Origin of the sequence: Pseudomonas sp. JQ170C (assembly GCF_035581345.1) — a bacterium.
In the GTDB taxonomy this organism is placed as follows: domain Bacteria; phylum Pseudomonadota; class Gammaproteobacteria; order Pseudomonadales; family Pseudomonadaceae; genus Aquipseudomonas.
Genome location: NZ_CP141608.1, coordinates 1,084,865 through 1,109,097 on the forward strand (window position 1 = coordinate 1,084,865; position 24,233 = coordinate 1,109,097).

General features: G+C 62.4%; 20 protein-coding genes. 4 read left to right on the top strand and 16 right to left on the bottom strand.

Going from position 1 to position 24,233, the window contains the following annotated elements; translation table 11 throughout:
• Positions 1-53: 53 nt before the first annotated feature.
• Complete coding sequence (locus U9R80_RS04940) at positions 54-1,217, bottom strand: type III PLP-dependent enzyme (protein ID WP_301837428.1); 1,164 nt, start codon at positions 1,215-1,217, stop codon at positions 54-56.
• 647 nt (positions 1,218-1,864) lie between these two features.
• Between U9R80_RS04940 and U9R80_RS04945 the strand changes: the two genes are divergently transcribed.
• From U9R80_RS04945 to U9R80_RS04955, 3 genes are all read left to right on the top strand, one after another.
• On the top strand, positions 1,865-2,353 hold the full coding sequence (locus U9R80_RS04945) for an RNA polymerase sigma factor (RefSeq protein ID WP_301837427.1): 489 nt from the start codon (positions 1,865-1,867) through the stop codon (positions 2,351-2,353).
• 17 nt (positions 2,354-2,370) lie between these two features.
• A complete protein-coding gene (locus tag U9R80_RS04950; RefSeq protein ID WP_301837426.1) occupies positions 2,371-3,345 on the top strand; it encodes a FecR family protein in 975 nt (324 codons plus the stop codon).
• 109 nt (positions 3,346-3,454) lie between these two features.
• The gene (locus U9R80_RS04955; protein WP_301837425.1) at positions 3,455-5,902 is read left to right on the top strand and encodes a TonB-dependent siderophore receptor; all 2,448 of its coding nucleotides are present in this window, start codon (positions 3,455-3,457) and stop codon (positions 5,900-5,902) included.
• 66 nt (positions 5,903-5,968) lie between these two features.
• Here the strand turns inward: U9R80_RS04955 and U9R80_RS04960 are convergent, their stop codons facing one another.
• From U9R80_RS04960 to U9R80_RS04975, 4 genes are read right to left on the bottom strand one after another with little or no spacing between them, the layout of a single operon-like run.
• Positions 5,969-7,123, bottom strand: coding sequence for an osmoprotectant ABC transporter ATP-binding protein OsmV (locus U9R80_RS04960; RefSeq protein WP_301837424.1), 1,155 nt, complete (start codon positions 7,121-7,123; stop codon positions 5,969-5,971).
• Entirely contained in the window at positions 7,120-7,773 is a 654-nt protein-coding gene (locus tag U9R80_RS04965; protein ID WP_301837423.1) for an ABC transporter permease, read from the bottom strand. The genes U9R80_RS04960 and U9R80_RS04965 overlap by 4 nt, the downstream gene beginning before the upstream one ends.
• Entirely contained in the window at positions 7,770-8,678 is a 909-nt protein-coding gene (locus U9R80_RS04970) for a glycine betaine ABC transporter substrate-binding protein (RefSeq protein ID WP_301837422.1), read from the bottom strand. Before U9R80_RS04970 ends, U9R80_RS04965 begins: the two co-directional genes overlap by 4 nt.
• A 14-nt stretch (positions 8,679-8,692) precedes the next feature.
• Positions 8,693-9,406: an ABC transporter permease gene (locus U9R80_RS04975; protein WP_442964936.1), complete on the bottom strand. Its 714-nt coding sequence runs from the start codon at positions 9,404-9,406 to the stop codon at positions 8,693-8,695.
• Between the two features lie 334 nt (positions 9,407-9,740).
• Between U9R80_RS04975 and U9R80_RS04980 the strand changes: the two genes are divergently transcribed.
• Positions 9,741-11,324 (top strand): peptide chain release factor 3, encoded by a 1,584-nt coding sequence (locus tag U9R80_RS04980; RefSeq protein ID WP_301837421.1) that lies wholly within the window; start codon positions 9,741-9,743, stop codon positions 11,322-11,324.
• Positions 11,325-11,377: 53 nt separating this feature from the next.
• Here U9R80_RS04980 and U9R80_RS04985 read toward each other — a convergent pair whose 3' ends face one another.
• The 11 genes from U9R80_RS04985 to U9R80_RS05035 form a co-directional block, all read right to left on the bottom strand.
• On the bottom strand, positions 11,378-12,457 hold the full coding sequence (locus U9R80_RS04985; RefSeq protein WP_301837420.1) for a polyamine ABC transporter substrate-binding protein: 1,080 nt from the start codon (positions 12,455-12,457) through the stop codon (positions 11,378-11,380).
• Between the two features lie 54 nt (positions 12,458-12,511).
• The gene (locus tag U9R80_RS04990; protein ID WP_301837419.1) at positions 12,512-12,853 is read right to left on the bottom strand and encodes a cupin domain-containing protein; all 342 of its coding nucleotides are present in this window, start codon (positions 12,851-12,853) and stop codon (positions 12,512-12,514) included.
• A gap of 31 nt (positions 12,854-12,884) precedes the next feature.
• Entirely contained in the window at positions 12,885-14,291 is a 1,407-nt protein-coding gene (locus U9R80_RS04995; RefSeq protein ID WP_301837418.1) for an NAD(P)/FAD-dependent oxidoreductase, read from the bottom strand.
• Between the two features lie 63 nt (positions 14,292-14,354).
• Positions 14,355-15,164 (bottom strand): AraC family transcriptional regulator, encoded by an 810-nt coding sequence (locus U9R80_RS05000; RefSeq protein WP_301837417.1) that lies wholly within the window; start codon positions 15,162-15,164, stop codon positions 14,355-14,357.
• 112 nt (positions 15,165-15,276) lie between these two features.
• A complete protein-coding gene (locus tag U9R80_RS05005; RefSeq protein WP_301837416.1) occupies positions 15,277-16,245 on the bottom strand; it encodes a peptide ABC transporter ATP-binding protein in 969 nt (322 codons plus the stop codon).
• Positions 16,245-17,213 (bottom strand): ABC transporter ATP-binding protein, encoded by a 969-nt coding sequence (locus U9R80_RS05010; protein ID WP_301837415.1) that lies wholly within the window; start codon positions 17,211-17,213, stop codon positions 16,245-16,247. The genes U9R80_RS05005 and U9R80_RS05010 overlap by 1 nt, the downstream gene beginning before the upstream one ends.
• A gap of 10 nt (positions 17,214-17,223) precedes the next feature.
• Positions 17,224-18,153 (bottom strand): ABC transporter permease subunit, encoded by a 930-nt coding sequence (locus tag U9R80_RS05015; protein WP_301837413.1) that lies wholly within the window; start codon positions 18,151-18,153, stop codon positions 17,224-17,226.
• Positions 18,154-18,163: 10 nt separating this feature from the next.
• Positions 18,164-19,174 (bottom strand): ABC transporter permease subunit, encoded by a 1,011-nt coding sequence (locus tag U9R80_RS05020; protein WP_028942798.1) that lies wholly within the window; start codon positions 19,172-19,174, stop codon positions 18,164-18,166.
• A gap of 73 nt (positions 19,175-19,247) precedes the next feature.
• Positions 19,248-20,843, bottom strand: coding sequence for an ABC transporter substrate-binding protein (locus U9R80_RS05025; protein ID WP_301837412.1), 1,596 nt, complete (start codon positions 20,841-20,843; stop codon positions 19,248-19,250).
• A gap of 71 nt (positions 20,844-20,914) precedes the next feature.
• Complete coding sequence (locus tag U9R80_RS05030) at positions 20,915-22,240, bottom strand: OprD family porin (protein WP_301837411.1); 1,326 nt, start codon at positions 22,238-22,240, stop codon at positions 20,915-20,917.
• 218 nt (positions 22,241-22,458) lie between these two features.
• A complete protein-coding gene (locus U9R80_RS05035) occupies positions 22,459-24,051 on the bottom strand; it encodes an ABC transporter substrate-binding protein (protein ID WP_301837410.1) in 1,593 nt (530 codons plus the stop codon).
• Positions 24,052-24,233: the final 182 nt, after the last annotated feature.

Consider the following 24,233-nt stretch of genomic DNA (forward strand, 5'->3'; position numbering starts at 1 on the left):
ACCCAGGTACGGGCTGGCCCCGCGTCGGGCTGCAGCGCAGCCCGGTACAACACTTACAGGTAGAAGGCTTTCAGCGGCGGGAAGCCATTGAATTCCACGGCGCTGTAGCTGGTGGTGTAGGCGCCGGTCGACAGCCAGTACAGGCGGTCACCGATGGCCAGGTTCAGCGGCAGGCCGTACTTGTAGTGCTCGTACATGATGTCGGCGCTGTCGCAGGTTGGGCCTGCAATCACCACTTCTTCCATCTCGCCTTTCTTCTCGGTCCAGATCGGGAACTTGATCGACTCGTCCATGGTTTCGATCAGGCCCGAGAACTTGCCCACGTCGGTGTAGACCCAGCGCTCGACCGCGGTACGCGACTTGCGCGCCACCAGCACCACTTCACTGACCAGGATGCCGGCGTTGGCAATCAGCGAACGGCCCGGCTCGAGGATGATTTCCGGCAAGTCGTCACCGAAGTCTTCCTTGAGGAAGCGGATGATTTCTTCGGCGTAGGTTTCCAGGCTGTTGGTGCGGGTGATGTAGTTGGCCGGGAAGCCGCCACCCATGTTGATCAGCTTGAGTTCGATGCCGTCTTCTTCCTTCAGGCGCTCGAAGATCACCTTGACCTTGGCGATGGCCGCGTCCCAGACGCTGATGTCGCGCTGCTGGGAGCCAACGTGGAAGGAAATGCCGTAAGGCACCAGGCCCAGGTCACGCGCCAGGATCAGCAGGTCCATGGCCATGTCGGTCTGGCAGCCGAACTTGCGCGACAGCGGCCAGTCGGCAGTGGTCGAGCCTTCGGTAAGGATGCGCACATAGACTTTCGAGCCGGGCGCGGCCTTGGCGATGTTGCGCAGGTCGGCTTCGGAGTCGGTGGCATACAGACGCACGCCCTTCTCGTAGAAGTAGCGGATGTCCTTGGATTTCTTGATGGTGTTGCCGTAGCTGATGCGATCGGCACTGACGCCGCGGTCCATGACCTTGTCCAGCTCGTAGATCGAGGCGATGTCGAAGCTCGAGCCCTTTTCCTTGAGCAGGTCGATGATCTCCACGGCAGGGTTGGCCTTGACCGCGTAGTAGACCTTGGCGAATTCAAAACCCGCGCGCAGGTCGTCGTAGGCCTGGCTGATCATCTGGGTGTCGATGAGTACGAACGGGGTTTCTTGCTTGTCGGCGAACGCCTTCATTTTCTGAAAGGTATCGCGCGCGAAGTAGTCTTCGACCTGAATCGACATGCTTAGGGACTCCATGGGCAAACTGAAAAAATAAGTGGCTGCAACTGAACGCCCTCCGTATCCCCACTTTGGTTCGCCTACTTCCCAAGGCATGTCGCCGAAAGCAAAAAGGTCAACCGTGCCTGTTAAAGCGAGCTACGGGTGACCTTGCTGTCTCGTCGTCAGTACTTGAGCCGGATGGATCGTTTCCAGCATGGACGTTCGGCGCGAACTTTAGGACCTGAGGGGCTCAAGATCAACAAAAAATGTCGCGATTTTGCACACGTCTGTCGCCGCGTTTCGGCCAGTCACTTTGCTACCGACCCAGGTAAACAGTAGATGTTCAATTTGATGACAAAAGCGTTAAAAATACCCGTATGCGCCGGGATCTTGTTGCTAGTCTGCTGCGCAGTCATTGGCCCCCATGATCGGCGAAGTTAGCCGCCAAAGGGCGTTAGAAAAACGCAATTTGCCACCTGTCTGCTTCAAGTCGGAAACGCGCAGCCGTTCAAATTTTTTTTCGCCCTGACAGCCGGTTCGCGGCGCGCCGGCCTCGTTCTTTTTTACGTACTCACACTTCGTCGGCGCTCAGGATCTTCGATTGCTGTGCTTAATAAGAAACATTACTATTCGCGCCTTCCCTCATTGCCTGGCGTAACCCCCGCATCGTGTCGCGACACAAAGGCTTTCTCGACCACTACCATGAGCTGATCGGCACCTGGACGCGCAAGTTGCGTAATCGCCAGCAAGCCGAGGACCTGGCTCATGATGCCTTTGTCCGGGTGCTGGAAAATGACCAGGCCGGGGTCGAGCAGCCGCGCGCCTACCTGCACCAGACCGCACGCAATATTGCCGTTGACGGCTACCGCCGCGAAGACCGGCGCCAGGCCCTGGAGCAGGACGCCTGGGTACCTGGAGCCGACGCCCATGGCGACCCGGAGGCCTACATGCATGCCATCGAGCTGGCCGACAGCGTGGAGCGCGCCCTGGCGCAACTGCCGCTCAATTGCCGTCGGGTGTTCATCTGGCAGAAGCTCGAAGGCCTGTCCCAGGCGGAAATCGCCGAACGCATGGGCTTGACCAAGAACATGGTCGAAAAGTATATGATCCGCACGCTCCGGCATCTGCGTGAGCACCTGGATGTGTCAACGAGATGAGGCAGGCGAATGTTCACATGAATCAGCAGGCGTGCCCGTGCGGCAACGAGGCCGTGCGCAAGCAGGCGGCGCAGTGGTTTGCCCGCAGTTGTGACGGCGCACTGGCCCAGGACCAGCAGGCGCAACTGGCGACGTGGCTGGTGCAGCATCCCCAGCATCAATATGAATACGATCAGTTCGCCCGCCTGTGGGGCGCAGCTGATGAAATTCCGCGTGAGCGTCTTGAGGCCTTGTGCCAGCCCGATCCGGTGCGCGAGTTGCCGCGCCGACGTTTTCTCCAGCAGGCGCTGGCCGCCGGCATCGCGGTTGCCGCCGTGGGGCTTGGCTGGTTCGGTTGGCAACAGCATCAGCTCAATTTCCAGGACCAGATGCAAACCGCCCTGGGTGAGCGTCGCCAGTTGAGCCTGCCCGATGGCTCGCAACTGGAACTCAACGGACGCACCGAGTTGAAGGTCGATTTCAGCGCAGGCCTTCGGCGCATCGAGCTGGTGGCGGGGGAGGTGATGTTCAGCGTCGCCCACGACACCGCCCGGCCTTTTGTGGTGAGCACCGGCAACGGCACGGTGACCGTCACCGGCACCCGTTTTGATGTGCGCCTGGACCCGTCCCGAACCCGCGTGGCGGTGGAACAAGGGTCGGTCAAGGTTCAGGGGCGCGACGCGAGCCAGGCGCTACTGACCGCCGGGCTCGGTTCGCAGATCGACGCCCAGGGCACGGTTGCCGAGCCTTATGCGGTGGACGCAGCCGCGCTCACGGCCTGGCGCAAGGGCAAGCTGGTGTTCAACGATGCACCCTTGAGCGACGTGGTCGAGGAGGTGTCCCGCTACCGTGCCCAGCCGCTGCGCGTGGCGCCGGGCAAAATTGCCGCCCTGCGCCTGAGCAGCACCTTCAGCAGTGACGACACCGACGCCCTGCTGCGCGCCTTGCCGAGCATCCTGCCGGTGGCCATCAAGACCCACGCCGACGGCTCCAGCGAAATAATCGGAAAATAAATTCAGGTTTTTTTTCAGTTGTTCGTCTTCCTGGCCAACTGCAACTGCCAAGCATTTCCATTTGCATGCAGATGGCACTTATCCCGGACCTTCAGGATTTCTCGACGACGTGAACAACAACAAGTTTTCCCCGCGTTCTGCCTCCCGTTTCCGCTGGTTGCCCCTGGCCTTGGCCCTGGCCGTGAGTGGCGGCATCGCCAGCAGCTATGCCGATCAGGCCGTGACCGGCATCCAGATCCAGGCCCAGCCGCTGGCGTCGGCCCTGAGCCAGTTGGGGCAGCAGACGTCGCTGCAATTGTTCTTCAGCCCGGAGCTGGTGGCCGGTAAGCAAGCGCCGGCCGTCTCCGGCAACCTGGCGCCGGAGCAGGCCCTGGAAGCCTTGCTGCAAGGCAGCGGCCTGACCTACGAGATCTCCCAGGGCACCGTGGTGCTCAAGCCCGTGCAGAGCGCCGGCACCTTGAACACCGGCACCCTTGAGCTGGCGCCGACTGACGTCAAGGTGGTGGGTGACTGGCTCGGCACAGCCGACGAAGCCGTGGTGCAGAACCACCCGGGTGCCCGCACCGTGGTGCGCCGCGAGGCGATGGTCGAGCAGGGCGCAATGAACGTGCGTGATGTGTTGCGTGGCATTCCGGGTGTGCAGGTACAGGACTCCAACGGCACCGGCGGCAGCGATATTGCCCTGAACGTCGGTGTGCGCGGCCTGACCTCGCGGCTGTCGCCGCGCTCCACCGTGCTGATTGATGGCATCCCCGCAGCTTTTGCCCCCTATGGCCAGCCGCAACTGTCGATGGCGCCGATTTCATCCGGCAACCTCGACAGCATCGACGTGGTGCGCGGCGCCGGTTCCGTGCGTTACGGGCCGCAGAACGTGGGCGGTGTGATCAACTTCGTGACCCGGGCGATTCCGGAAAAAACCACCGGTGAGCTTTCCACCACCCTGGAGACTTCCCGTCACGGTGGCTGGAAGCACATCGAGTCGGCGTTCCTCGGCGGCACCGCCGACAACGGCCTGGGCGCGGCACTGTTGTACTCCGGGGTGAACGGCAACGGCTATCGCAGCAGCAACAACGGCAACGACATCGACGACGTGCTGCTCAAGACCCACTGGGCGGTCACCGACAGTGACGAGTTCTGGCTGAACTTTCACTACTACGACGCCAAGGCCGACATGCCCGGTGGCCTGACCCAGGCGCAGTTCGATGATGATCCGTACCAGTCCGACCGCGACTACGACGACTTCAGCGGCCGCCGCAAAGACGTGTCGTTCAAGTACCTGCGCCAGATCGACGACGTCACCCAGTTCGAGGTCCAGACCTACTACACCGACAGCTTCCGCGGCAGCACCATTGCCGCCCGCGACCAGAAGACCTTGTCGTCGTACCCGCGCAGCTACCACGTGTTCGCCATCGAGCCGCGCCTGTCGCGGATCTTCTTCGCTGGCCCGACCACCCAGGAAGTCAGCGTTGGCTATCGCTATTTGAAAGAAGCGATGCACGAGCAGTCGACCCGCCTGGCGCTGATCAACAACGTGCCTACCCAGACCCCGACCTCCGACGGCCACGTGTTTCAGGACCGTACCGGCGGGACCGAAGCCAGTGCCTACTACATCGATGACAAGATCGACGTCGGCAATTGGACCATCACCCCCGGCATCCGCTTTGAGCACATCAACACCGACTGGCGTGATCGCCCGGTACTGGGCACCAACGGTGTGCCGGTGCAGGAAAAGAACCGCAGCATCACCAGCAACGAACCGCTGCCGGCGCTGAGCGTGATGTATCACCTGTCGGACGAGTGGAAGCTGTTTGCCAACTACGAAACGTCGTTCGGCAGCCTGCAGTACTTCCAGCTGGGCCAGGGCGGCACGGGCGACCAGACCGCCAACGGCCTGGAGCCGGAAAAAGCCAAGACCTACGAAGTGGGGACCCGCTACAACAATGGCACCTGGGGTGGTGAGCTGACGGCGTTCTACATCGACTTCGACGACGAGCTGCAGTACATCAGCAACGATGTCGGCTGGACCAACCTGGGGGCTACCAAGCACCAGGGTATCGAAGCCTCCATGCATTACGACCTCTCGGGCCTTGATCCGCGCCTGCAGGGTCTGAGCGCCAATGCCGGATTCACCTATACCCGCGCCACCTACGAGGGCGAGATTCCGGGCTTCAAGGGACGTGACCTGCCGTTCTATTCGCGCCAGATTGTCAACGCAGGACTGCGCTATGAGATCAACCGCTGGACCTGGAACCTGGATGCCTACGCCCAATCCAAGCAGCGCGCACCGGGTACCGGGATGAATGCCGACGGCAGCTTCAACGGCAACTACATCACCGAGCCAAGTGCCGACGGCCAGTACGGCGATATTCCGGGTTATGTCACCTGGGCGGCGCGGGGTGGTTATGACTTCGGCAAGGAACTGTCGAACCTGAAGCTGGCGGCGGGGGTGAAGAACATCTTCGACAAGCAGTACTACACCCGTTCCAGCGACAACAACGCGGGGCTGTACCTGGGTGAGCCGCGCACCTTCTATGTGCAGGCCAGTGTAGGGTTCTGAGATTGATCGCGGGGCGAGCCCGCTCCTACCTGGTAGGAGCGGGCTTGCCCCGCGATCACCTGCAAATCAGGCCTGCGCTTCAGCCGGCGACACGATGCTGGTCTTGCCCCCGCGCGAGCGCCCCGAACTCAGGTAGGCGGCAATCGACTCCTGAGTGACCTCTCCCAGAAACACCTGCTCGGCATCGAGCACCGGCAACCACGAGCGATTGAATTCGTACATCCGCGACAAGAGGATGCGCAAATGCTCATCGTGCGAAGCCGTGGCATTGAAGGTACGCAGGAAGTCGGCACAGGTGCCCTGCTGACGGTGCAGATCGCGACGGCGCACATAGCCCATGGCCTTGTTCTGGCCATCAGTGACCACCACATTGCGGCGGTCACTTTCGTCCATCAGCTCCAGCGCTTCAGCCACCGGGGTAGTCGGGCTCACCGACGGCGCGTTGTCGGCGGCGTCTTCGGCGCGAACCAGCAACAGGCGCTTGAGGGTGCTGTCCTGGCCGACGAAGTTGCTGACGAAGTCGTCGGCCGGGTGGGCCAGCAAGGTGTCGGGGTGGTCGAGCTGGATCAACTTGCCGGCGCGGAAAATCGCGATCTTGTCACCCAGCTTGATGGCCTCGTCGATGTCGTGGCTGACCATGATCACGGTCTTGTTCAACGCCCGCTGCATTTCAAAGAATTCGTTCTGGATCATCTCGCGGTTGATCGGGTCGACCGCACCGAAGGGTTCGTCCATCAGCAGCAGTGGTGCTTCGGCCGCCAGGGCACGGATCACGCCGATCCGCTGTTGCTGGCCACCGGACAGTTCGCGCGGATAGCGTTGCAGGTACTGCTTGGGTTCGAGCTTGATCATGCTCATCAGCTCGCGGGCGCGCTCATGGCACTTTTGCTTGTCCCAGCCGAGCAGGCGCGGGACCACCGTGATGTTCTCCTCGATGGTCATGTTGGGGAACAGGCCGATCTGCTGGATCACGTAGCCGATGCGTCGACGCAAGGTCACTTCGTCCAGGCCGGTGGTGTCTTCGCCATTGATCAGGACTTTGCCGGAGGTCGGCGCAATCAGGCGGTTGATCATTTTCAGCGTGGTGCTCTTGCCGCAGCCGGACGGGCCGAGGAACACGCAGATCTCGCCTTCGTTGACGGTCAGGCTTACGGCGTCGACGGCTTTGACGTCTTTGCCATTGGCGTGAAAGGTCTTGCTGAGGTTCTGGAGTTCGATCATTTGCGCAGTCCTTCTGGAGTCAGGGCACGTTGCAGGATTTGCAGCAGCAGGTCGGCGATGATGGCCAACAGGCTCACCAGTACGGCGCCGACCAGCAGCATCGACATGTCGCTGCGGCTGATGGAGGTAAGGATGAGGACGCCCAGGCCACCGGCGCCGATGGTCGCGGCAATGGTCATGACGCCGATGTTCATCACCACGGCGGTGCGAACGCCGGCGAGGATCACCGGTACCGCGATGGGCAGCTCGACCATGCGCAGGCGCTGGCCGAAGGTCATGCCGATGCCGCGGGCGGCCTCACGGATGCCGGGCTCGACGCTGGTCAGCGCCAGGTAGGTGTTGCGCAGGATCGGCAGCAGTGAGTAAAGGAACACCGCGGTGATCGCCGGCAAAGGCCCAAGCCCCTGGCCGAACTTGGAATAGAACGGCAGCAGCAGGCCGAACAGGGCGATCGAAGGAATGGTCAGCAGCACCGTGGCGCTGGCCTGCAGGGGGCCGGCCAGGGCCGGAAAGCGGGTCATCAGAATGCCCAGCGGCACGCCGATCAGAATGGCCAGGCTCACCGCGATGCCGACCAGGGTGATGTGCTGCCAGGTCAAGTGCAGGACCTGGGCCCAGTCCAGGTGAACGAAGGTATCGAGCATGTTCATGGCTGCTCCTGTGCAGGTGGGTGCTGGCGCAGGTATTCGTCGGCAACCTTGCCGGGGCTCTGGTGCTCGACGTCGACCTTGGCGTTGAGCTGGCGCATGGTCTCATCGTCCAGTTGCTCGGCCAGCGGCTTGAGCAGGGTGGCCAGTTGCGGGTGGGCGTCGAGCACTTCCTTGCGTACTACCGGGGCTGCGGTGTAGTCAGGGAAGTAGTGCTTGTCGTCGTCGAGCAGCTTGAGGTCGAAGGCGCTCAGGCGACCGTCGGTGGTGTAGACCAGGCCGCTGAACACCTGGCCGTTGCGCAGCGCGGTGTAGACCAGGCCGGCGTCCATCTGGCGAATGTTGCGACGGGTCAGTTGCAGGTCGTAGGTTTCGGTGAGGCCGACCAGGCCGTCGGGGCGGTTGGCGAACTCGGTGTCCAGGGCCACCACATGGTCGCGGTCCTGTTCATCGCGCAGCACCTGATTCAGCTGGCTGATGTTGGTCACCTGGGGGTACTGCTCGGCAACCTTGCGCGGCAGGGCCAGGGCGTAGGTATTGCTGAACTTCGAGGGCGTCAGCCAGATCAGGTCTTTCTTCGCATCCAGTTCCTTGACCTTGGCGTAGGTCGCCGCGGCGCTGGGCATGCGCTCTTCAATGTGGTTGTAGGACACCAGCGAGACCCCGGTGTATTCCCAGACCATATCCAGCTGGCCGGTTTCATGGGCGCTGCGGGCCAGGTTGCTGCCCAGGCCGCCGGTGATGCGTACATCAAAACCGTTCTGATTGAGGTAACGCGCGGTGATTTCCGCCAGCACCGTCTGTTCGGTGAACACCCGCGCGCCGAGGCGAATCACAGGTTTTGTGGCGGCCTGGGCAAATCCCGAGAACAGCAGGGCCGCGCCCAGTAACAAGGCGATTCTTTTCATTGGAGTTCCTTCGCTTAGTGGGCCAGGCCGCGTTCGAGCCAACGCCGGCTGCCTTGAGCCACCAGGGCGTCAAGCAACAGGGCGAGCAGGGCGGTGCAGGCAGCGCCCAGCAGCAATTGCGGCTGATTGTTCAGGGCAATGCCGGGGAAGATCAGGCTGCCGAGGCTATTGGCACCGATCAGGAACGACAGCGGCGCTGTGCCGACGTTGATCGCCAGGGCGACCCGCACACCGCCGACGATAATCGGCACGGCGTTGGGCAACTCGACACGCCAGAGGCACTGACGGGGCGTCATGCCGATACCGGTGGCGGCTTCCTTGAGCGAGGCGGGAACGTTTTTCAGGCCCTCGTAGGTGTTGCGCACGATGGGCAGGAGGGAGGCGAGGAATAACGCGAAGATCGCAGGGCCAGCGCCAATGCCCAGGAAACTCAGGGCAATGGCCAGAACGGCCAGGGGGGGAATGGTGTTGCCAATGTTGAAAAACTGCATGAAACGTTCGGCGCGGTCGACCCTGTGTGGTCGACTCAAGGCAATGCCAGCGGGTATACCCACGGCCAAGGCCGCCACCATCGAGAGCAACACCAGCATCAGGTGCGCTTGCAGGTAGAACCACAGATCGGCGCGGTAGTGCGCGATCGTATCGGTGCCGATCCAGTGGATCAGCAGGGCCAGGATGACGAGCACAAAGGCACATCCCATCAGCCCCTTGCCATAGCTTTTAGCCACAGGCGGACTCCTTTTGTTGTCGGCGAACACACTCCCGTGGCGGCCACCATTCCAGGCGGCAGGCAGTGTGATCGCGATAAGCAGCGCGCTGTCCGAAAGCGGAGCGGAACACGCCATAAGCGAAGCCTCGTCAGGCTCGTGTTGCCGGTGAAACCACCCCTGACGAACGGTAAAAACCGATTGCGAATCAGGGGAGTGGACGCCTCCACAGCCGTAAAGGTTCCCATCTGAAGCGGCATTTGGCCAGCGTTAATCCACCCAACGGTTCAGTTCAGGGGTAGTTTTAAGCTATAATCTGCGCCCTTTTTTTGAATCACCTGCCAGGCGATTTCCCATGACCAACCAGGCCGCCGAAGTCGCGAAACGCCGCACCTTCGCCATTATTTCCCACCCCGATGCGGGTAAGACCACCATCACCGAAAAGCTCCTGCTGATGGGCAAGGCCATTGCCGTTGCCGGTACGGTGAAATCGCGAAAGTCCGACCGCCATGCCACCTCCGACTGGATGGAAATGGAGAAGCAGCGTGGTATCTCCATCACGACCTCGGTGATGCAGTTCCCCTATCGCGAGCACATGATCAACCTGCTCGACACCCCGGGTCACGAAGACTTCTCTGAAGATACCTACCGCACCCTGACCGCGGTCGACTCGGCACTGATGGTGCTCGACGGCGGTAAAGGGGTCGAGCCACGGACCATCGCCCTGATGGATGTCTGCCGTCTGCGTGACACGCCGATCGTCAGCTTCATCAACAAACTCGACCGTGACATCCGCGACCCGATCGAACTGCTCGACGAAATCGAGGCGGTCCTGAAGATCAAGGCCGCGCCGATCACCTGGCCGATTGGTTGCTACCGCGATTTCAAGGGTGTGTACCACCTCGCCGGCGACTACATCATCGTTTACACCCCGGGCCACGGCCACGAGCGTACCGAGGTGAAGATCATCGAGAAGCTCGACTCCGACGAAGCCCGCGCCCACCTGGGTGATGAGTACGAGCGCTTCCTCGAGCAGCTGGAGCTGGTGCAGGGTGCCTGCCACGAGTTCGACCAGGGCGAGTTCATGCGCGGCGAGCTGACTCCGGTGTTCTTCGGTACTGCTCTGGGCAACTTCGGTGTCGATCATGTGCTCGATGCCGTGGTCGACTGGGCGCCACGCCCGCTGCCTCGGGTTGCCAACGAGCGCAGCGTCGAGCCGACCGAAGAGAAGTTCAGCGGCTTCGTGTTCAAGATCCAGGCGAACATGGACCCCAAGCACCGCGACCGTATCGCTTTCATGCGCATCTGTTCCGGCCGCTACGAGAAGGGCATGAAGATGCGCCATGTGCGCACCGGCAAAGACCTGCGTATCGGCGACGCGCTGACGTTCTTCTCCTCCGAGCGTGAGCAGCTGGAAGAAGCCTGGGCAGGCGACATCATCGGCCTGCACAACCACGGCACTATCCAGATCGGCGACACCTTCACCGAAGGCGAAGCCCTGGGCTTCACCGGTATCCCGCACTTTGCGCCGGAACTGTTCCGCCGTGTGCGCCTGAAGGACCCGCTCAAGTCCAAGCAATTGCGCCAGGGCTTGCAGCAGTTGGCCGAAGAGGGTGCGACCCAGGTGTTCTTCCCTGAGCGCAGCAACGACATCATCCTCGGCGCCGTCGGTGTGCTGCAGTTCGATGTGGTCGCCAGCCGCCTGAAGGAAGAGTACAAGGTCGAATGCGCCTACGAGCCGATCACGGTCTGGTCCGCGCGCTGGATCAGCTGTGACGACAAGAAGAAGCTTGAGGAATTCAAGAACAAGGCCGTGGAAAACCTGGCCATCGACGGCGGCGGTCACCTGACCTACCTGGCCCCGACCCGGGTCAACCTGGCGCTGATGGAAGAGCGCTGGCCGGATGTGAAGTTCCGCGCCACTCGCGAACATCACTAAGTTGTAAGCATCGCGGGGCAAGTCGAGACGTCTCGACTTGCCCCGCGATCATTTCAGTTTCCCGCTTTGATGCTGGTCCAGAGCCGCGTGCGAATGCGGTCGATCTTGGCCGGCATTGCCTCCAGTGCGTACAGCTTGCCGAGCATTTCGTCGCTCGGGTAGATCATGGTGTTGGCCTTCAGGGCCGGGTCCACCAGGGTGTCAGCCTTGAGGTTGCCGTTGGCGTACTGCACATGGTTGCTGATGTTGGCCATCACCTCCGGTTGCAGTAGGTAGTTCATGTAGGCGTAACCGGCTTTCTCGTTCGGTGCGTCGGCCGGCATGGCAACCATGTCGAACCACATCGGCGCGCCTTCCTTGGGAATCGAGTAACCCACCTTCACCCCGTTCTTCGCTTCGTCTGCACGGTTCTTGGCCTGCAGTACGTCGCCGGAGAAACCCACCACCACGCAGATATCGCCATTGGCCAGGTCACCCGTGTATTTGGACGAGTGGAAGTAGCTGATGTACGGGCGCACCTTCATCAGCAGTTCCTTGGCCTTGTCGTAGTCCTTCGGGTCCTGGCTGTGGTGCGGCAGGCCCAGGTAGTGCAGGGCAATCGGCAGCAGCTCGGGGCCGTTGTCCAGCACCGCGACGCCGCAGCTCTTGAGCTTGCTGATGTATTCGGGCTTGAAGATCAGGTCCCAGGAATCCACCGGAGCGTTGTCGCCCAGCACCGCCTTGACCTTGTCGATGTTGTAGCCGATGCCGGTACTGCCCCATAGGTACGGGAAGCCGTACTGGTTGCCCGGGTCGTTCACTTCCAGGGCCTTGAGCAGCACCGGGTTGAGGTTTTGCCAGTTGGGTAGCTGGCTCTTGTCGAGCTTCTTCAGCGCCTTGCCCTGGATCTGCCGGGCCATGAAGTGGTTGGACGGGAACACCACGTCGTAACCGGAGTTGCCGGTCATCAGCTTGCCGTCGAGGGTTTCGTTGCTGTCGAACACGTCGTAGGTCGGCACGATGCCGCTGGCTTGCTGGAAGTTCTTCAGGGTGTCGGGGGCAATGTAGCTGGACCAGTTGTAGATTTTCACCGAATCGGCCGCCTGGGCGAAGGACGCCGCCAGCAAAAGGGGTGCGAAGAGCAATGGGCGCATGTCTGGATTCCTTGCTTTGTCTGTTTTTATCGAAGGAGGCAGGCGATCAGATGATCAGAAAATCAGTACATAGGTTTTGCGCACGGTTTCCTGGATGTCCCAGACCCCGGTGCTGTTGGCCGGCAGCATGATGGCGTCGCCGGCTTCGATGGTCAGCGGTTCACCGCCGTCGGGGGTGAAGGTGCAACGGCCCTTGATGAAGTGACAGAACTCTTGCTGCACGATCTGCCGGCGCCAGCGGCCCGGGGTGCATTCCCAGATGCCGGTTTCGACGCCGTCGCTGCGCTCGACGGCGGTCACCGAGGCAATCGACACCGGCTCGCCGAGCGGAACGGCAACCGGATTGGATTCTTGCAGCACGGCGGTGTCGGTGTTCTTGAACTGGGTAATGCTCATACCAGTGGTCCTGTTCAGGGGGAACGAAAAGTCAGTGCATGAAGCCTTCCATGAAGTCCGCCACGCCGCTGGCCAGGCGCCGGCGCCAGGGGGCGCTGGTGGGGTCGGCGAGGGTCTGGTCCTCATGGACGAAACTCTTGATGATGGCGTTGTAGCCCAGCCAGCGGCAGGGTTCGGGCTCCCAGCCCTTGAGGCTGGACAGTGTGCTGTCGGGGTGAACCCAGGGCTGCTCGGTCAGCTCACTGCGCCGCTCCAGGATCAGCTCGGCCAGGGTGCGACCGCCCAGGGCGCTGGCGCCCACCCCTTCGCCACCGTAGCCACCGGCCAGGGCGATGCCTTGCTTGCGGTCACAGAGCATGTGCGGCCGGAAGCGCCGGGCCATGCCCAGGTTGCCGCCCCAGGCGTGGGTAATGGCGACGTCCTTGAGCTGCGGGAACAACTCGCCGAACAGGTAGCGGCGCAGTTCGATTTCGCTTTCGGTCAGGTCGAAGTTTTCCCGCAGCCGGCCGGCGAACCGATAGCCGCCACGGGCGCCGAACACCAGGCGGTTGTCGGCGCTGCGCTGGCCGTAGGTGACCTGACGGCTGTTTTCGCTGAAGGCCTGGCCCTGGTTCAGGCCGATCTTTTCCCAGACGTGTTCCGGCAGCGGCTCGGTGGCCACCAGCAGGCTTTGCACCGGCATCTGGTAATGCCCAAGCGGCGGTAGGTTGACCGAGTAACCTTCCACCGCCGGTACCAGCCATTGGCACTTGATACGTGCCTGTGCCGTGCGCACCTCGCCAGCGCGCCACTCGGTCACCGGGCTGCTCTCGTACAGGTGCACGCCCATGCGTTCCACGGTGCGGGCCAGGCCGCGCACCAGTTTGGCCGGCTGGATGGTGGCGACATTGGGATTGAAAATGGCGCCGTAGGGTTTGCTGATACGCAGCTGGGTGGCCAGTTGCGCCGGGCTCATCCAGCGGTAGTCGGCTTCGGTGAGGCCTTGCTTGTAGAGTTTGTCGAGGTAGTTGCGCAGGGTGGTTTCCTGCTCCGGGTAGCGGGCCGCGCAATACAGAACGCCGCCTTTGCGGTAGTCGCAGTCGATGCCTTCAAGGGTCAGTACACGCTGCACTTCATCGGGAATGCCATGCAGCAGGTCGTAGGAGGCGCGGCGTTGCGCAGGGGAGCTGGCGGCCAGCAAGCGGTCTTCGCCCAGCATATTGCCCATCAGCCAGCCACCGTTGCGACCGGAGGCGCCGAAGCCTGCGATGTTGGCCTCGACGATGGCGATGTTCAGGTGCGGGGCCTGCTGCTTGAGGTAGTAGGCGGTCCATAGCCCCGTGTAGCCGGCGCCGATGATGCAGACATCCACGTCTAGGTCGTGGTGCAGGGCCGGGCGCGTGCTCAGCGTCTCATCCAGCTGGTCCATCCAAAGGCTGATCTTGCGCCAGGGCTGCATTGTGTTCGGCTCCACATCCGTTACGGTCTGTGGCGATCCTAGAAGCTGGCGGGGGGTGTTGTCTTAGCTGCGTGCACGCAGAGAATTCTGCTTGACCCAGGCCTTGGGCGAGAGCCCGGTGTGCTGGCGAAAACACTTGTAGAACGCCGAGAGCGAGTTGAAGCCGGCGGCAAAGGCCTGGTCGTCGATTTTGCTGGTGGCGGGTGCTCGGTCCAGGCCGTTGAGCAGGTGATGCAGGCGTGCCTGGTTGACGTAGCGGTAGAAGCTCTGGCCCAGCACCTGGTTGAGCAGGTAGGAGATCTGGTTGCGGCTGTAGCCGCTCTCGCGGGCGACGCGTTGCAGGTCGAGTTCCGGGTCGAGGTAGGGTTGCTGGCGCTGGAAGTACTGCTCCAGGTCCTGGGCCATGGAGCTCAGTTGCCGGGGCGACAGCCCCAGGCGGCTCATGGTCGGGCGCGCATCGCCCTGGCCGGACTCGGGCTTGGCTTCGCGCACCAGCGAGGCGTATTCATTGACCCGCCAGACCAGGCCGTCGCGCACGGTGATGGCTTCGCTGGACTGGAACGCCACCAGGCCTTCGCCGCCGCGCAGGGTGACCTGGTACTGGATGAACGCGGTACAGCCATCGACCCGGATACGGTCGCTGTGGACGATGTCTTCATCGACTTCGCGGGGCATGCTCACGCGCACGTACTCGCGCAGTTCATCGAGGTGCAGGACGCGGTTCTGGAAGTAGTCGTTGTACTGGATATCGGGGTGATACAAGGCCATCACCCCGTCCAGGTCGCGATGCTTCCAGCACAGGTGATAACGCAGGACGGTGGCGGCTGTTTCCGGGGTTTGTTCCGGGCCGTCGGGGATGGGGTCGGGGATCATTGAGCGATAGTGATGGGCGGTTGTGCGCCGGTCAAGTGGAGCAACTGTAGGAGCGGGCTTGCCCCGCGATAGCGGTGTGTCAGGCACATCGCCTCGCGGGGCAAGCCCGCGCCTACAAGAACTGCTCGGCGTAGTGGCATGCCACCTGGCGGGTACCCACTTGCCTGAACGCCGGCTCTTCGGCTGCACAGCGTTCGGTGGCATACGGGCAGCGCTTGTGGAAGGCGCAGCCCGGCGGCGGGTTCAGCGGGTTGGGCAGTTCGCCGGCGATCTTGATCTTCGGCTTGAGCGGGTCGGGGTGGATGGTCGGGGTAGCCGACAGCAGCGCCTGGGTGTAGGGGTGCAGGGGCTTGTTGTAGATGTCCTCCTTGGGCCCCATCTCGGCCGGTCGGCCCAGGTACATCACCAGCACCTGGTCGGCCACATGGCGCACCACGGCCAGGTTGTGGGAGATGAACACATAGGCGGTGTTGAACTCCTTCTGCAGGTCCATGAACAGGTTCAGCACCTGGGCCTGGATCGATACGTCCAGCGCCGAGGTCGGTTCATCGGCCACCAGCACCTTGGGCTGCAGCATCATCGCCCGGGCCAGGGCGATACGCTGGCGCTGTCCGCCGGAGAACATGTGCGGGTAGCGCTGGTAGTGCTCCGGGCGCAGGCCGACTTGCTGCATCATGGCCTGGACCTTTTCGCGGCGCTCGGCCTTGGACAGGTTGGTGTTGATCAGCAGCGGTTCAGCCAACTGATCGCCGATCTTCTGTCGCGGGTTGAGCGAGGCATAGGGGCTCTGGAAGACCATCTGTACATCCTTGCGCAGTTGCTTGCGCTCGGCCTTGTTGGCCCCGGCCACTTCCTGCCCGGCAATTTTCAGCGAGCCGGAGGAGGGCTCTTCGATCAAGGTCAGGGCGCGGGCCAGGGTCGACTTGCCGCAGCCGGATTCGCCGACCACGGCCAGGGTCTTGCCGGCCTCGAGTTCAAACGACACGCCGTTGAGTGCGCGCACCAGGGCATGGCCCTTGAACAGGCCACGGGAAACTTCGTAGTGACGGGTCAGTTCACGGGCGGTAAGGACGACGGTCATTACGCCACCTCCTGGTTCAGCGGGTAGAAACAACGGACCTGGCTATGGGCCTGGGGATCGAGGCTCGGGCGTTGCCGGCGGCAGTTGTCCTGCACATAGGGGCAACGCGGCGACAGCAGGCAACCTTGCGGGCGGTCGTAGCGGCCGGGGACGATACCGGGCAGGGTCGCCAGGCGCTCGGCGCCTTCGCTTTGCTCGGGAATCGCCGCCAGCAGCGCTTCGCTGTAGGGGTGGGCGGGTACATCGAACAGTTCCGGCACCTGGCCGACTTCCACGACCTGGCCTGCATACATCACACAGACCCGCTTGGCGGTCTCGGCGACCACGGCCAGGTCATGGGTGATCAGGATCAGGGCCATGTTCTGTTCTTTTTGCAGGTTGAGCAGCAACTCCATGATCTGCGCCTGAATGGTCACATCCAGGGCGGTGGTCGGTTCATCGGCGATCAGCAGCTTGGGCTCGCCGGCGATGGCCATGGCAATGGCCACGCGCTGGCTCATGCCGCCGGAAAGTTGGTGGGGGTAGGCGTCGAGGCGGCTTTCGGCGGCCGGGATCTCGACCTTCTTGAGCAGCTCCAGGGCGCGCTGGCGAGCGGCCTTGCCGCGCAGGCCCAGGTGCTGGCGCAGCACTTCCTCGATCTGGAAGCCCACGGTGTAGCTCGGGTTGAGGGCGGTCATCGGGTCCTGGAAGACCATGGCCATATCCTTGCCCACCACCTTGCGCCGCTGGCGGCCGCTGAGCTTGAGCATGTTGGTGCCGTCGAAGGTCAGGGCGTCGGCGGTGATGCGCCCGGGTGCGTCGATCAGGCCCATCAGCGCCATCATGGTCACCGATTTGCCCGAGCCCGATTCGCCGACGATTGCCAGGACTTCGCCCTCGTTGACGCTCAGGTCCAGTCCATCGACCACCGGCACCGCGTTGGCGTCGCCAAAGCGCACATTCAGATTCTTGATTTGCAGAAGTGACATGGCGTTCTCCTCAGGCGGCGTTCTTGAGTTTCGGGTCCAGCGCATCGCGCAGTCCGTCGCCCATCAGGTTGATTGCCAGCACGCTGAGCAAAATGGTCAGGCCAGGCAGACTCACTACCCACCAGGCGCGTTCGATGTAGTCGCGGGCCGAGGCCAGCATGGTGCCCCACTCAGGGGTCGGCGGCTGCACGCCCAGGCCGAGGAAGCCCAGGGCCGCGGCATCGAGAATTGCCGAGGAGAAGCTCAAGGTGGCCTGGACGATCAGCGGCGCCATGCAGTTGGGCAGCACGGTGACGAACATCAGGCGCGGCAGGCTGGCACCGGCCAGGCGTGCGGCGGTGACGTAGTCACGGTTCAGCTCGCCCATGACCGCGGCGCGGGTCAGGCGCACGTAGGAGGGCAGCGATACGATGGCGATAGCGATCACGGTGTTGATCAGGCCAGGGCCGAGGATGGCGACGATAGCCACCGCCAGCAGCAGCGAGGGCAGGGCCAGCATCACGTCCATCAGGCGCATGATCGAAGGGCCGAGCAGGCGCGGGAAGAACCCGGCCAGCAGGCCAAGGAAGATCCCGGGAATCAGCGAGATCACCACCGATGACAGGCCGATCAGCAGCGACAGGCGCGAACCCTGGATCAGGCGTGAGAGCAGGTCGCGGCCCAGCTCGTCGGTGCCCAGGATGAATTGCCAGTTGCCGCCTTCGAGCCATACCGGCGGGGTCAGCAAAAAGTCGCGGTACTGCTCACTGGGGTTGTGCGGTGCCACCCAGGGCGCAAACAGCGCGCAGAACACGATCAGGCTCATGAACATCAGCCCGGCCACAGCACCCTTGTTGCGCGAGAACGCTTGCCAGAATTCCTTGTAGGGCGAGGGGTAGAGCAGGCTCTGGTCGACGGCGGTAGCGGGCGTGGTGACGGCTTTTGCAAGTGGGGTAGTCATGTCGAGGCCCTCAGCGCTGATGACGGATGCGTGGGTTGGCCAGGCCGTAGAGGATGTCTACGACGAAGTTGACCAGGATCACCAGGCAGGCAATCAACAGGATGCCGTTCTGGACCACGGGGTAGTCACGGGCGCCGATGGCTTCGATCAGCCATTTGCCGATGCCCGGCCAGGAAAAGATGGTTTCGGTGAGTACCGCGCCCGCCAGCAAGGTGCCGACCTGCAGGCCGAACACGGTGAGTACCGGGATCAGCGCGTTGCGCAGGCCATGCACGAACACCACGCGGGCAGGCGACAGGCCCTTGGCCCTGGCGGTACGGATGTAGTCTTCGCGCAGCACTTCAAGCATCGAGGAGCGGGTCATCCGGGCGATCACCGCCAGCGGGATGGTGCCGAGCACGATGGCCGGAAGAATCAGATGCATGACGGCATCCTTGAAGGCGCCTTCTTCATCGCTGAGCAGGGTGTCGATGAGCATGAAGCCGGTTTTCGGCTCGATGTCGTAGAGCAGGTCGATGCGCCCGGACACCGGGGTCCAGCCCAGGCTCACCGAGAAGAACATGATCAGGATCAGGCCCCACCAGAAGATCGGCATCGAGTAGCCGGCCAGGGATATCCCCATGACCCCGTGATCGAACAGCGAGCCGCGCTTGAGGGCGGCAATCACCCCGGCCAGCAGGCCGACGATGCCGGCAAAGAACAACGCCGCCAGGGCCAGCTCGAGCGTGGCCGGGAACAGGGCGAGGAACTCGTGCCAGACGCTTTCGCGGGTACGCAGCGACTCACCCAGGTCGCCCTGGGCCAGCTTGCCGATGTAGTCCAGGTACTGCTCGGGCAAGGGTTTGTTCAGGCCAAGGCGTTCCATGGCCTGGGCGTGCATTTCGGGGTCGACCCGGCGCTCACCCATCATGACTTCCACCGGGTCTCCCGGTATCAGGCGTATGAGCGCGAAGGTCAGCAAGGTGATGCCGAAAAAGGTCGGGATCAAGAGTCCCAGGCGCCGGGCAATAAAACTAAACATCTTCTGGTGTACCTCATCAGCCTGTCAGGCGTGCCCGCCAGCACCCGATCAGGGGCTGGCGGTCGTTCTTGTTCTACTTCACCTGGGTGGTGGCGAAGTTGTTATTGGTGAGGGGGTTGATGTGGTAGCCCTCAACGTTACTGCGCATGGCGGTGAACATCTTCGGATGCGCCATGCTGATCCACGGTTGGTCTTCATCGTACACCGCCAGCGCCTTTACATAGAGCGCTGCGCGCTCATCTGTGTCGGTCACGGTGCGGGCCTTGTCGATCAACGCCTGGAATGTCTGATTGCACCAGCGGGCATAGTTCTCTCCGCTTTTCACGGCTTCGCAGCTGAGCAGCGGGGTGAGGAAGTTGTCCGGGTCGCCGTTGTCGCCGGCCCAGCCCGTCGACACCATGTCGGCCTCGCCGTTCTTGGCGCGGCGCAGCATTTCGGCCCATTCCATCACGCGGATATCGACCTTCAGGCCGATCCTGGCCAGGTCTGCCTGGAGCATTTCGGCGCTTAGGCGCGGGTTGGGGTTGGTCGGGCCGCCGCCGTTGCGGGTGAACAGGGTCAGTACCGTGCCTTCCGGTACGCCGGCGTCCTTGAGCAGGGCGCGGGCCTTGTCCAGGTCGCGAGGCGGGTTGCGGTTGGCGGTGTTGTAGCCCATCAGGGTCGGCGGGTAAGGGTTGACGCCCACCAGCGCATTGCCTTTGCCGAACAGCTGCTCGACGTGGACCTGGCGGTCGAAGGCCATGTTGATGGCTTTGCGCACCCGCACGTCGCTCAGGTATTTGTGCTGGGTGTTGAGCGAGATATAGCCGGTGGTCAGGGCCTCCATCTCGGCCACTTTCAACCTGGGGTCGGTCTTGATGCTGGGGATGTCGTCAGGCTTGGGGTAGAGCGCCACCTGGCATTCGTTGGCCTTGAGCTTTTGCAGGCGCACGTTGTTGTCACTGGCGATGGCGAAGATCAGCGCATCGGCCGGCGGCTTGCCGCGAAAGTAGTCCGGGTTGGGCTTGTAGCGGACCTGGGCGTCCTTGTTGTAGCGCTGGAAGATGAACGGGCCGGTGCCGATCGGCTTGCTGTTGAGGTCGGCAGTCTTGCCGGCCTTGAGTAACTGGTCGCCGTACTCGGCCGAGTAGATCGAGGTGAAGGCCATGGCCAGGTCAGGCAGGAAGGGTGCTTCGGGGCGGGTGAGGGTGAAGACCACCGTATGATCGTCGGTTTTCTCGACGCTCTTGAGCAGCGTCTTGAAGCCCATGCTCTCGAAGTAGGGGAAGCCGACGCTGGTCTTGTTGTGCCACGGATGGTTCGGGTCCAGCTGGCGTCGGAAGCTCCAGAGCACATCGTCGGCATTCATTGCCCGGGAGGGGGTGAAGTAGTCGGTGGTGTGGAACTTCACCCCTTCGCGCAGATGGAAGGTATAGGTCAGCCCGTCCGGGCTGATGTCCCAGCGCTCGGCCAGGGCCGGCTGGATCTCGGTAGTGCCGGGCTTGAAGTCGACCAGGCGGTTGAAGATGGTTTCGGCCGAGGCGTCGGCAGTCACGGCCGTGGTGTACTGGACGATGTCGAAGCCTTCCGGACTTGCCTCGGTACACACCACCAGCGGCTTGGCCGAAAGCCCCGCCGCAGTGCTCAACAGGACGGCTGCCAGGGCAGCCCGTAGCGGTAGCAGTTTCATGAAACCTCCCGGCTATCAATTAAGCCAGCGTAGTCGCCATGGCCGGTTCGGTGAACCGGCCATGGCCTGCCTCAGAGAATGTTGAAGGGAATGGTGGTCACGATACGCAGCTCGTCCAGGCTGCCGTCGGCCTGGGCCTTGCTGGCCCGGTGGGCGGTGTAGGTGGCGCGGATGGTGGTGTCCTTGAGCGCACCGCTCTGCACCGCATAGCTGGTGCCAATACCCCACTCGTAGTGCGTCTCGCCATCTTGGCCTTGCACGTCGTAGCCGGTACCGCGGTAGTGGGTGCCATCGATGCCCCAGCCACGGGCGTTGTACAGGTTGAACTTGAGGCCCGGCACGCCGTATTGGGCCATGTTCAAGCCGTAGGCGATCTGCATGGATTTCTCGTTCGGGCCGTTGAAGTCCGAGAGCAGGGAGTTGGCCAGGAAGATGGCGTTGGTTTCATGCAGGTAGTCGAAGTACTCGTTGCCGTTCACTTGCTGGTAGGAAAAGGTCAGGCTGTGCGCCTGATGGGTCAGGCCCAGCGACAGGCTGTAGGTGTCGTTGTCGATCTCACCGAGTTCGCTGCGGCCTTCATCCTTGGTCTTGTAGTAGTTCAGGCCAGTGGTCAGGCTCAACACTGCGCTGTCGCCCAGTTCATGGTTGGCGCCGAAGTAGTACTGGTTCCAGAAGTCTTCGACCTTGGAGGCGTACAGGCTGGTTCTGAGGCTGCGCAGCGGCTGGTAGTTGAGGCCGATCATGCTGATGCGATCGGTTTCTGCGCCGTTGGCGGCGTACTCGGAGCGGAATTTGCTCAGGCTCTGTTCGGTTCGCGGTGAGACGCGGTCAAAGGTCCCGGCGTCGAACGACAAGTTGTCGAACTCTTCGCTGTGAATGCTCACACCCTGGAAACTCGACGGCAGGGCACGGTTGCCGATGTAGGCGATGACCGGTGTGTCCATCGACTGGCGCCCGGCGGTCAGGGTGGTGTTGGACACCCGCGCCTTGACGTTGGCCAGGCCCATCTTGCTCCATTGGCCGATGACATCGCCGTCGCTGTGGGTCAGGGTCCGGTTGTTGGGGCCGGCGACGGCAGCGCGCCCCTGTTCCAGGGCGATGGCGTTGTAGGCGGCTACTTCGGTGGCGAAACCGATGGTGCCTTCGGTAAAGCCCGAGCTGTAGTTGAGGATGGTGCCCTGGACCCAGTTGTCACGGCTGTGGGTGTCGTGGCGGGTGCCGTCGCTCTTGTAGTACTTCCACAGCGGCGCGCGGGTGGCGCGTTCGCGGGCGTACCAGTTACGGGTCGTACCGGACAGGCTCTGGCCTTCGATAAAGCCGCTGGCCTGGCTCTGGGCACTGGTGTTCTTGGCACTGACCGGGACGAAGTCCTGGCTGGCGGGCTCAGCCTGGGCCATGACGGACAGGCCTGTGAAGGACAAGGCAAAAACTGCAGAGATAGATCGTCTCAAGGTAAAGCTCCCTTTCTTTTCTTTTTTTTTGAACGCCTGGCCTTGTGGGTTCGGCGCTTTTGCGGTGGAACAGGGATTGCAAACGTTTGCCCGATCGCCATCGGGCAGATCCAGGCTGCACAGGGCCGCAGGCGTGGATCGCACGCCTTTGGCCCGGGCAGGGATTATTCGATGCTGACGCCGGAAAAGACGTTGCGCCCGAAGGGGCTTACCTTGAAGTCCTCGACCTTGGCACTGAGCGGTTGGTTGACCGTCGAATGCGCGATCGGGGTGATTGGCACTTGCTGCTTGAGGCGCTGCTGAGCCTGTCGATAGAGCACGGTGCGTTGCTCGCGGTCGGTGATGGTCTTGGCTTGTTTGACCAGCGCGTCGTATTGCGGGTCGCACCACATGGAGTAGTTGTTGCTGCCGATCGCGTCACAGCTGTACAGGGTGCCCAGCCAGTTGTCCGGGTCGCCGTTGTCGCCGGTCCAGCCGATCAGCGAGATGTCGTGTTCACCGTCCTTGGTGCGCTTGAGGTATTCGCCCCACTCGTAGCTGACAATCTTGACCTTCAGGCCGACCTTGCCCCAGTCGGCCTGAAGCATTTCGGCCATCAACTTGGCGTTGGGGTTGTAGGGGCGTTGTACAGGCATGGCCCACAGGGTGATTTCGGTACCTTCCTTGACCCCGGCTGCCCGGAGCAGTTCGCGGGCCTTGTCCGGGTTGTAGCCGGCGTCCTTGATGCTGTCGTCATACGACCACTGGGTGGGCGGCATGCTGCCGACAGCCAGTTGCCCGGCATGCTGGTACACCGCCTGGACGATGGCCGGCTTGTTCACTGCCATGTCCATGGCCTGGCGTACTTGTAACTGGTCGAAAGGTTTGTGCTGCACGTTGTAGGCGATGTAGCCCAGGTTGAAGCCGGGCTTTTCGATCACCTGGAGCTTCTGGTCGGCCTTGAGTGCCTCCAGGTCAGCCGGGCGTGGATTCACGGTTACCTGGCATTCGTTTTTGCGCAGCTTCTGGATGCGCACCGAGGGGTCGGTGTTGATCGAGAAAATCAGTTGGTCAAGCTTTACCTGGTCGGGGTTCCAGTAGTCCTTGTTGCCGCGATAGCGGATCTGCGAGTCCTTCTGGTAACGCTGGAACACGAAAGGCCCGGTGCCGATCGGCTTCTGATTGATGTCGCTGGGGCGGCCGGAGGTCATCAGATGCTCGGCGTACTCGGCCGAGAGGATGGAGGCAAAACTCATCGCCAGGTTCTGCACGAAGGCAGCATCGACGCTGTTGAGGGTGAATACCACGGTCATGGGGCCGGTCTTCTCGACCCGGGCAATGTTCTTGTCCAGGCTCATGCCGACGAAGTAGGGGAACTCGGTGGGGTAGAGCTTGCGAAACGGGTGGTCGCGATCAAGCATCCGGTTGAAGGTGAACAGCACGTCGTCGGCGTTGAGTTCGCGAGTGGGCTTGAAGTCCTTGTTGCTGTGGAACTTCACGCCTTCGCGCAGCTGGAAGGTGTAGGTCAGCCCGTCGGGGGAGACGTCCCAGGTTTCGGCCAGGGCCGGTTTGACGGCGGTGGCGCCTCGCTCGAACTCCACCAGGCGGTTGTAGATGGGCTCGGCGGCATCGTTGTCGGTGGAGCTGGTGTATTGGGCGGTGTCGAAGCCTGCGGGGCTGCCTTCGGAGCAGAACACCAGGTTCTTGGCCTGGCTCAGGGGGGCCTGGGTGAGCAGACCCAGGCTCAGCAATGTTGCAAAAATCGGGGTATGGCGCATGACGATCCCTTATCTCTTGTTGTTTTTGAACGGTCCGGGGCGCACGGCCGCGCATATCGCACATACAGCGATGACTCGACGCCAGCGGCGTCGATAGGTTGCTGCAAGTGTGATTACGCGAGGGCGTACAGGAGGTTTCCGAAAAGCGGCATCGACGTTTCCGTGTCGATGCGTTCGCGGTT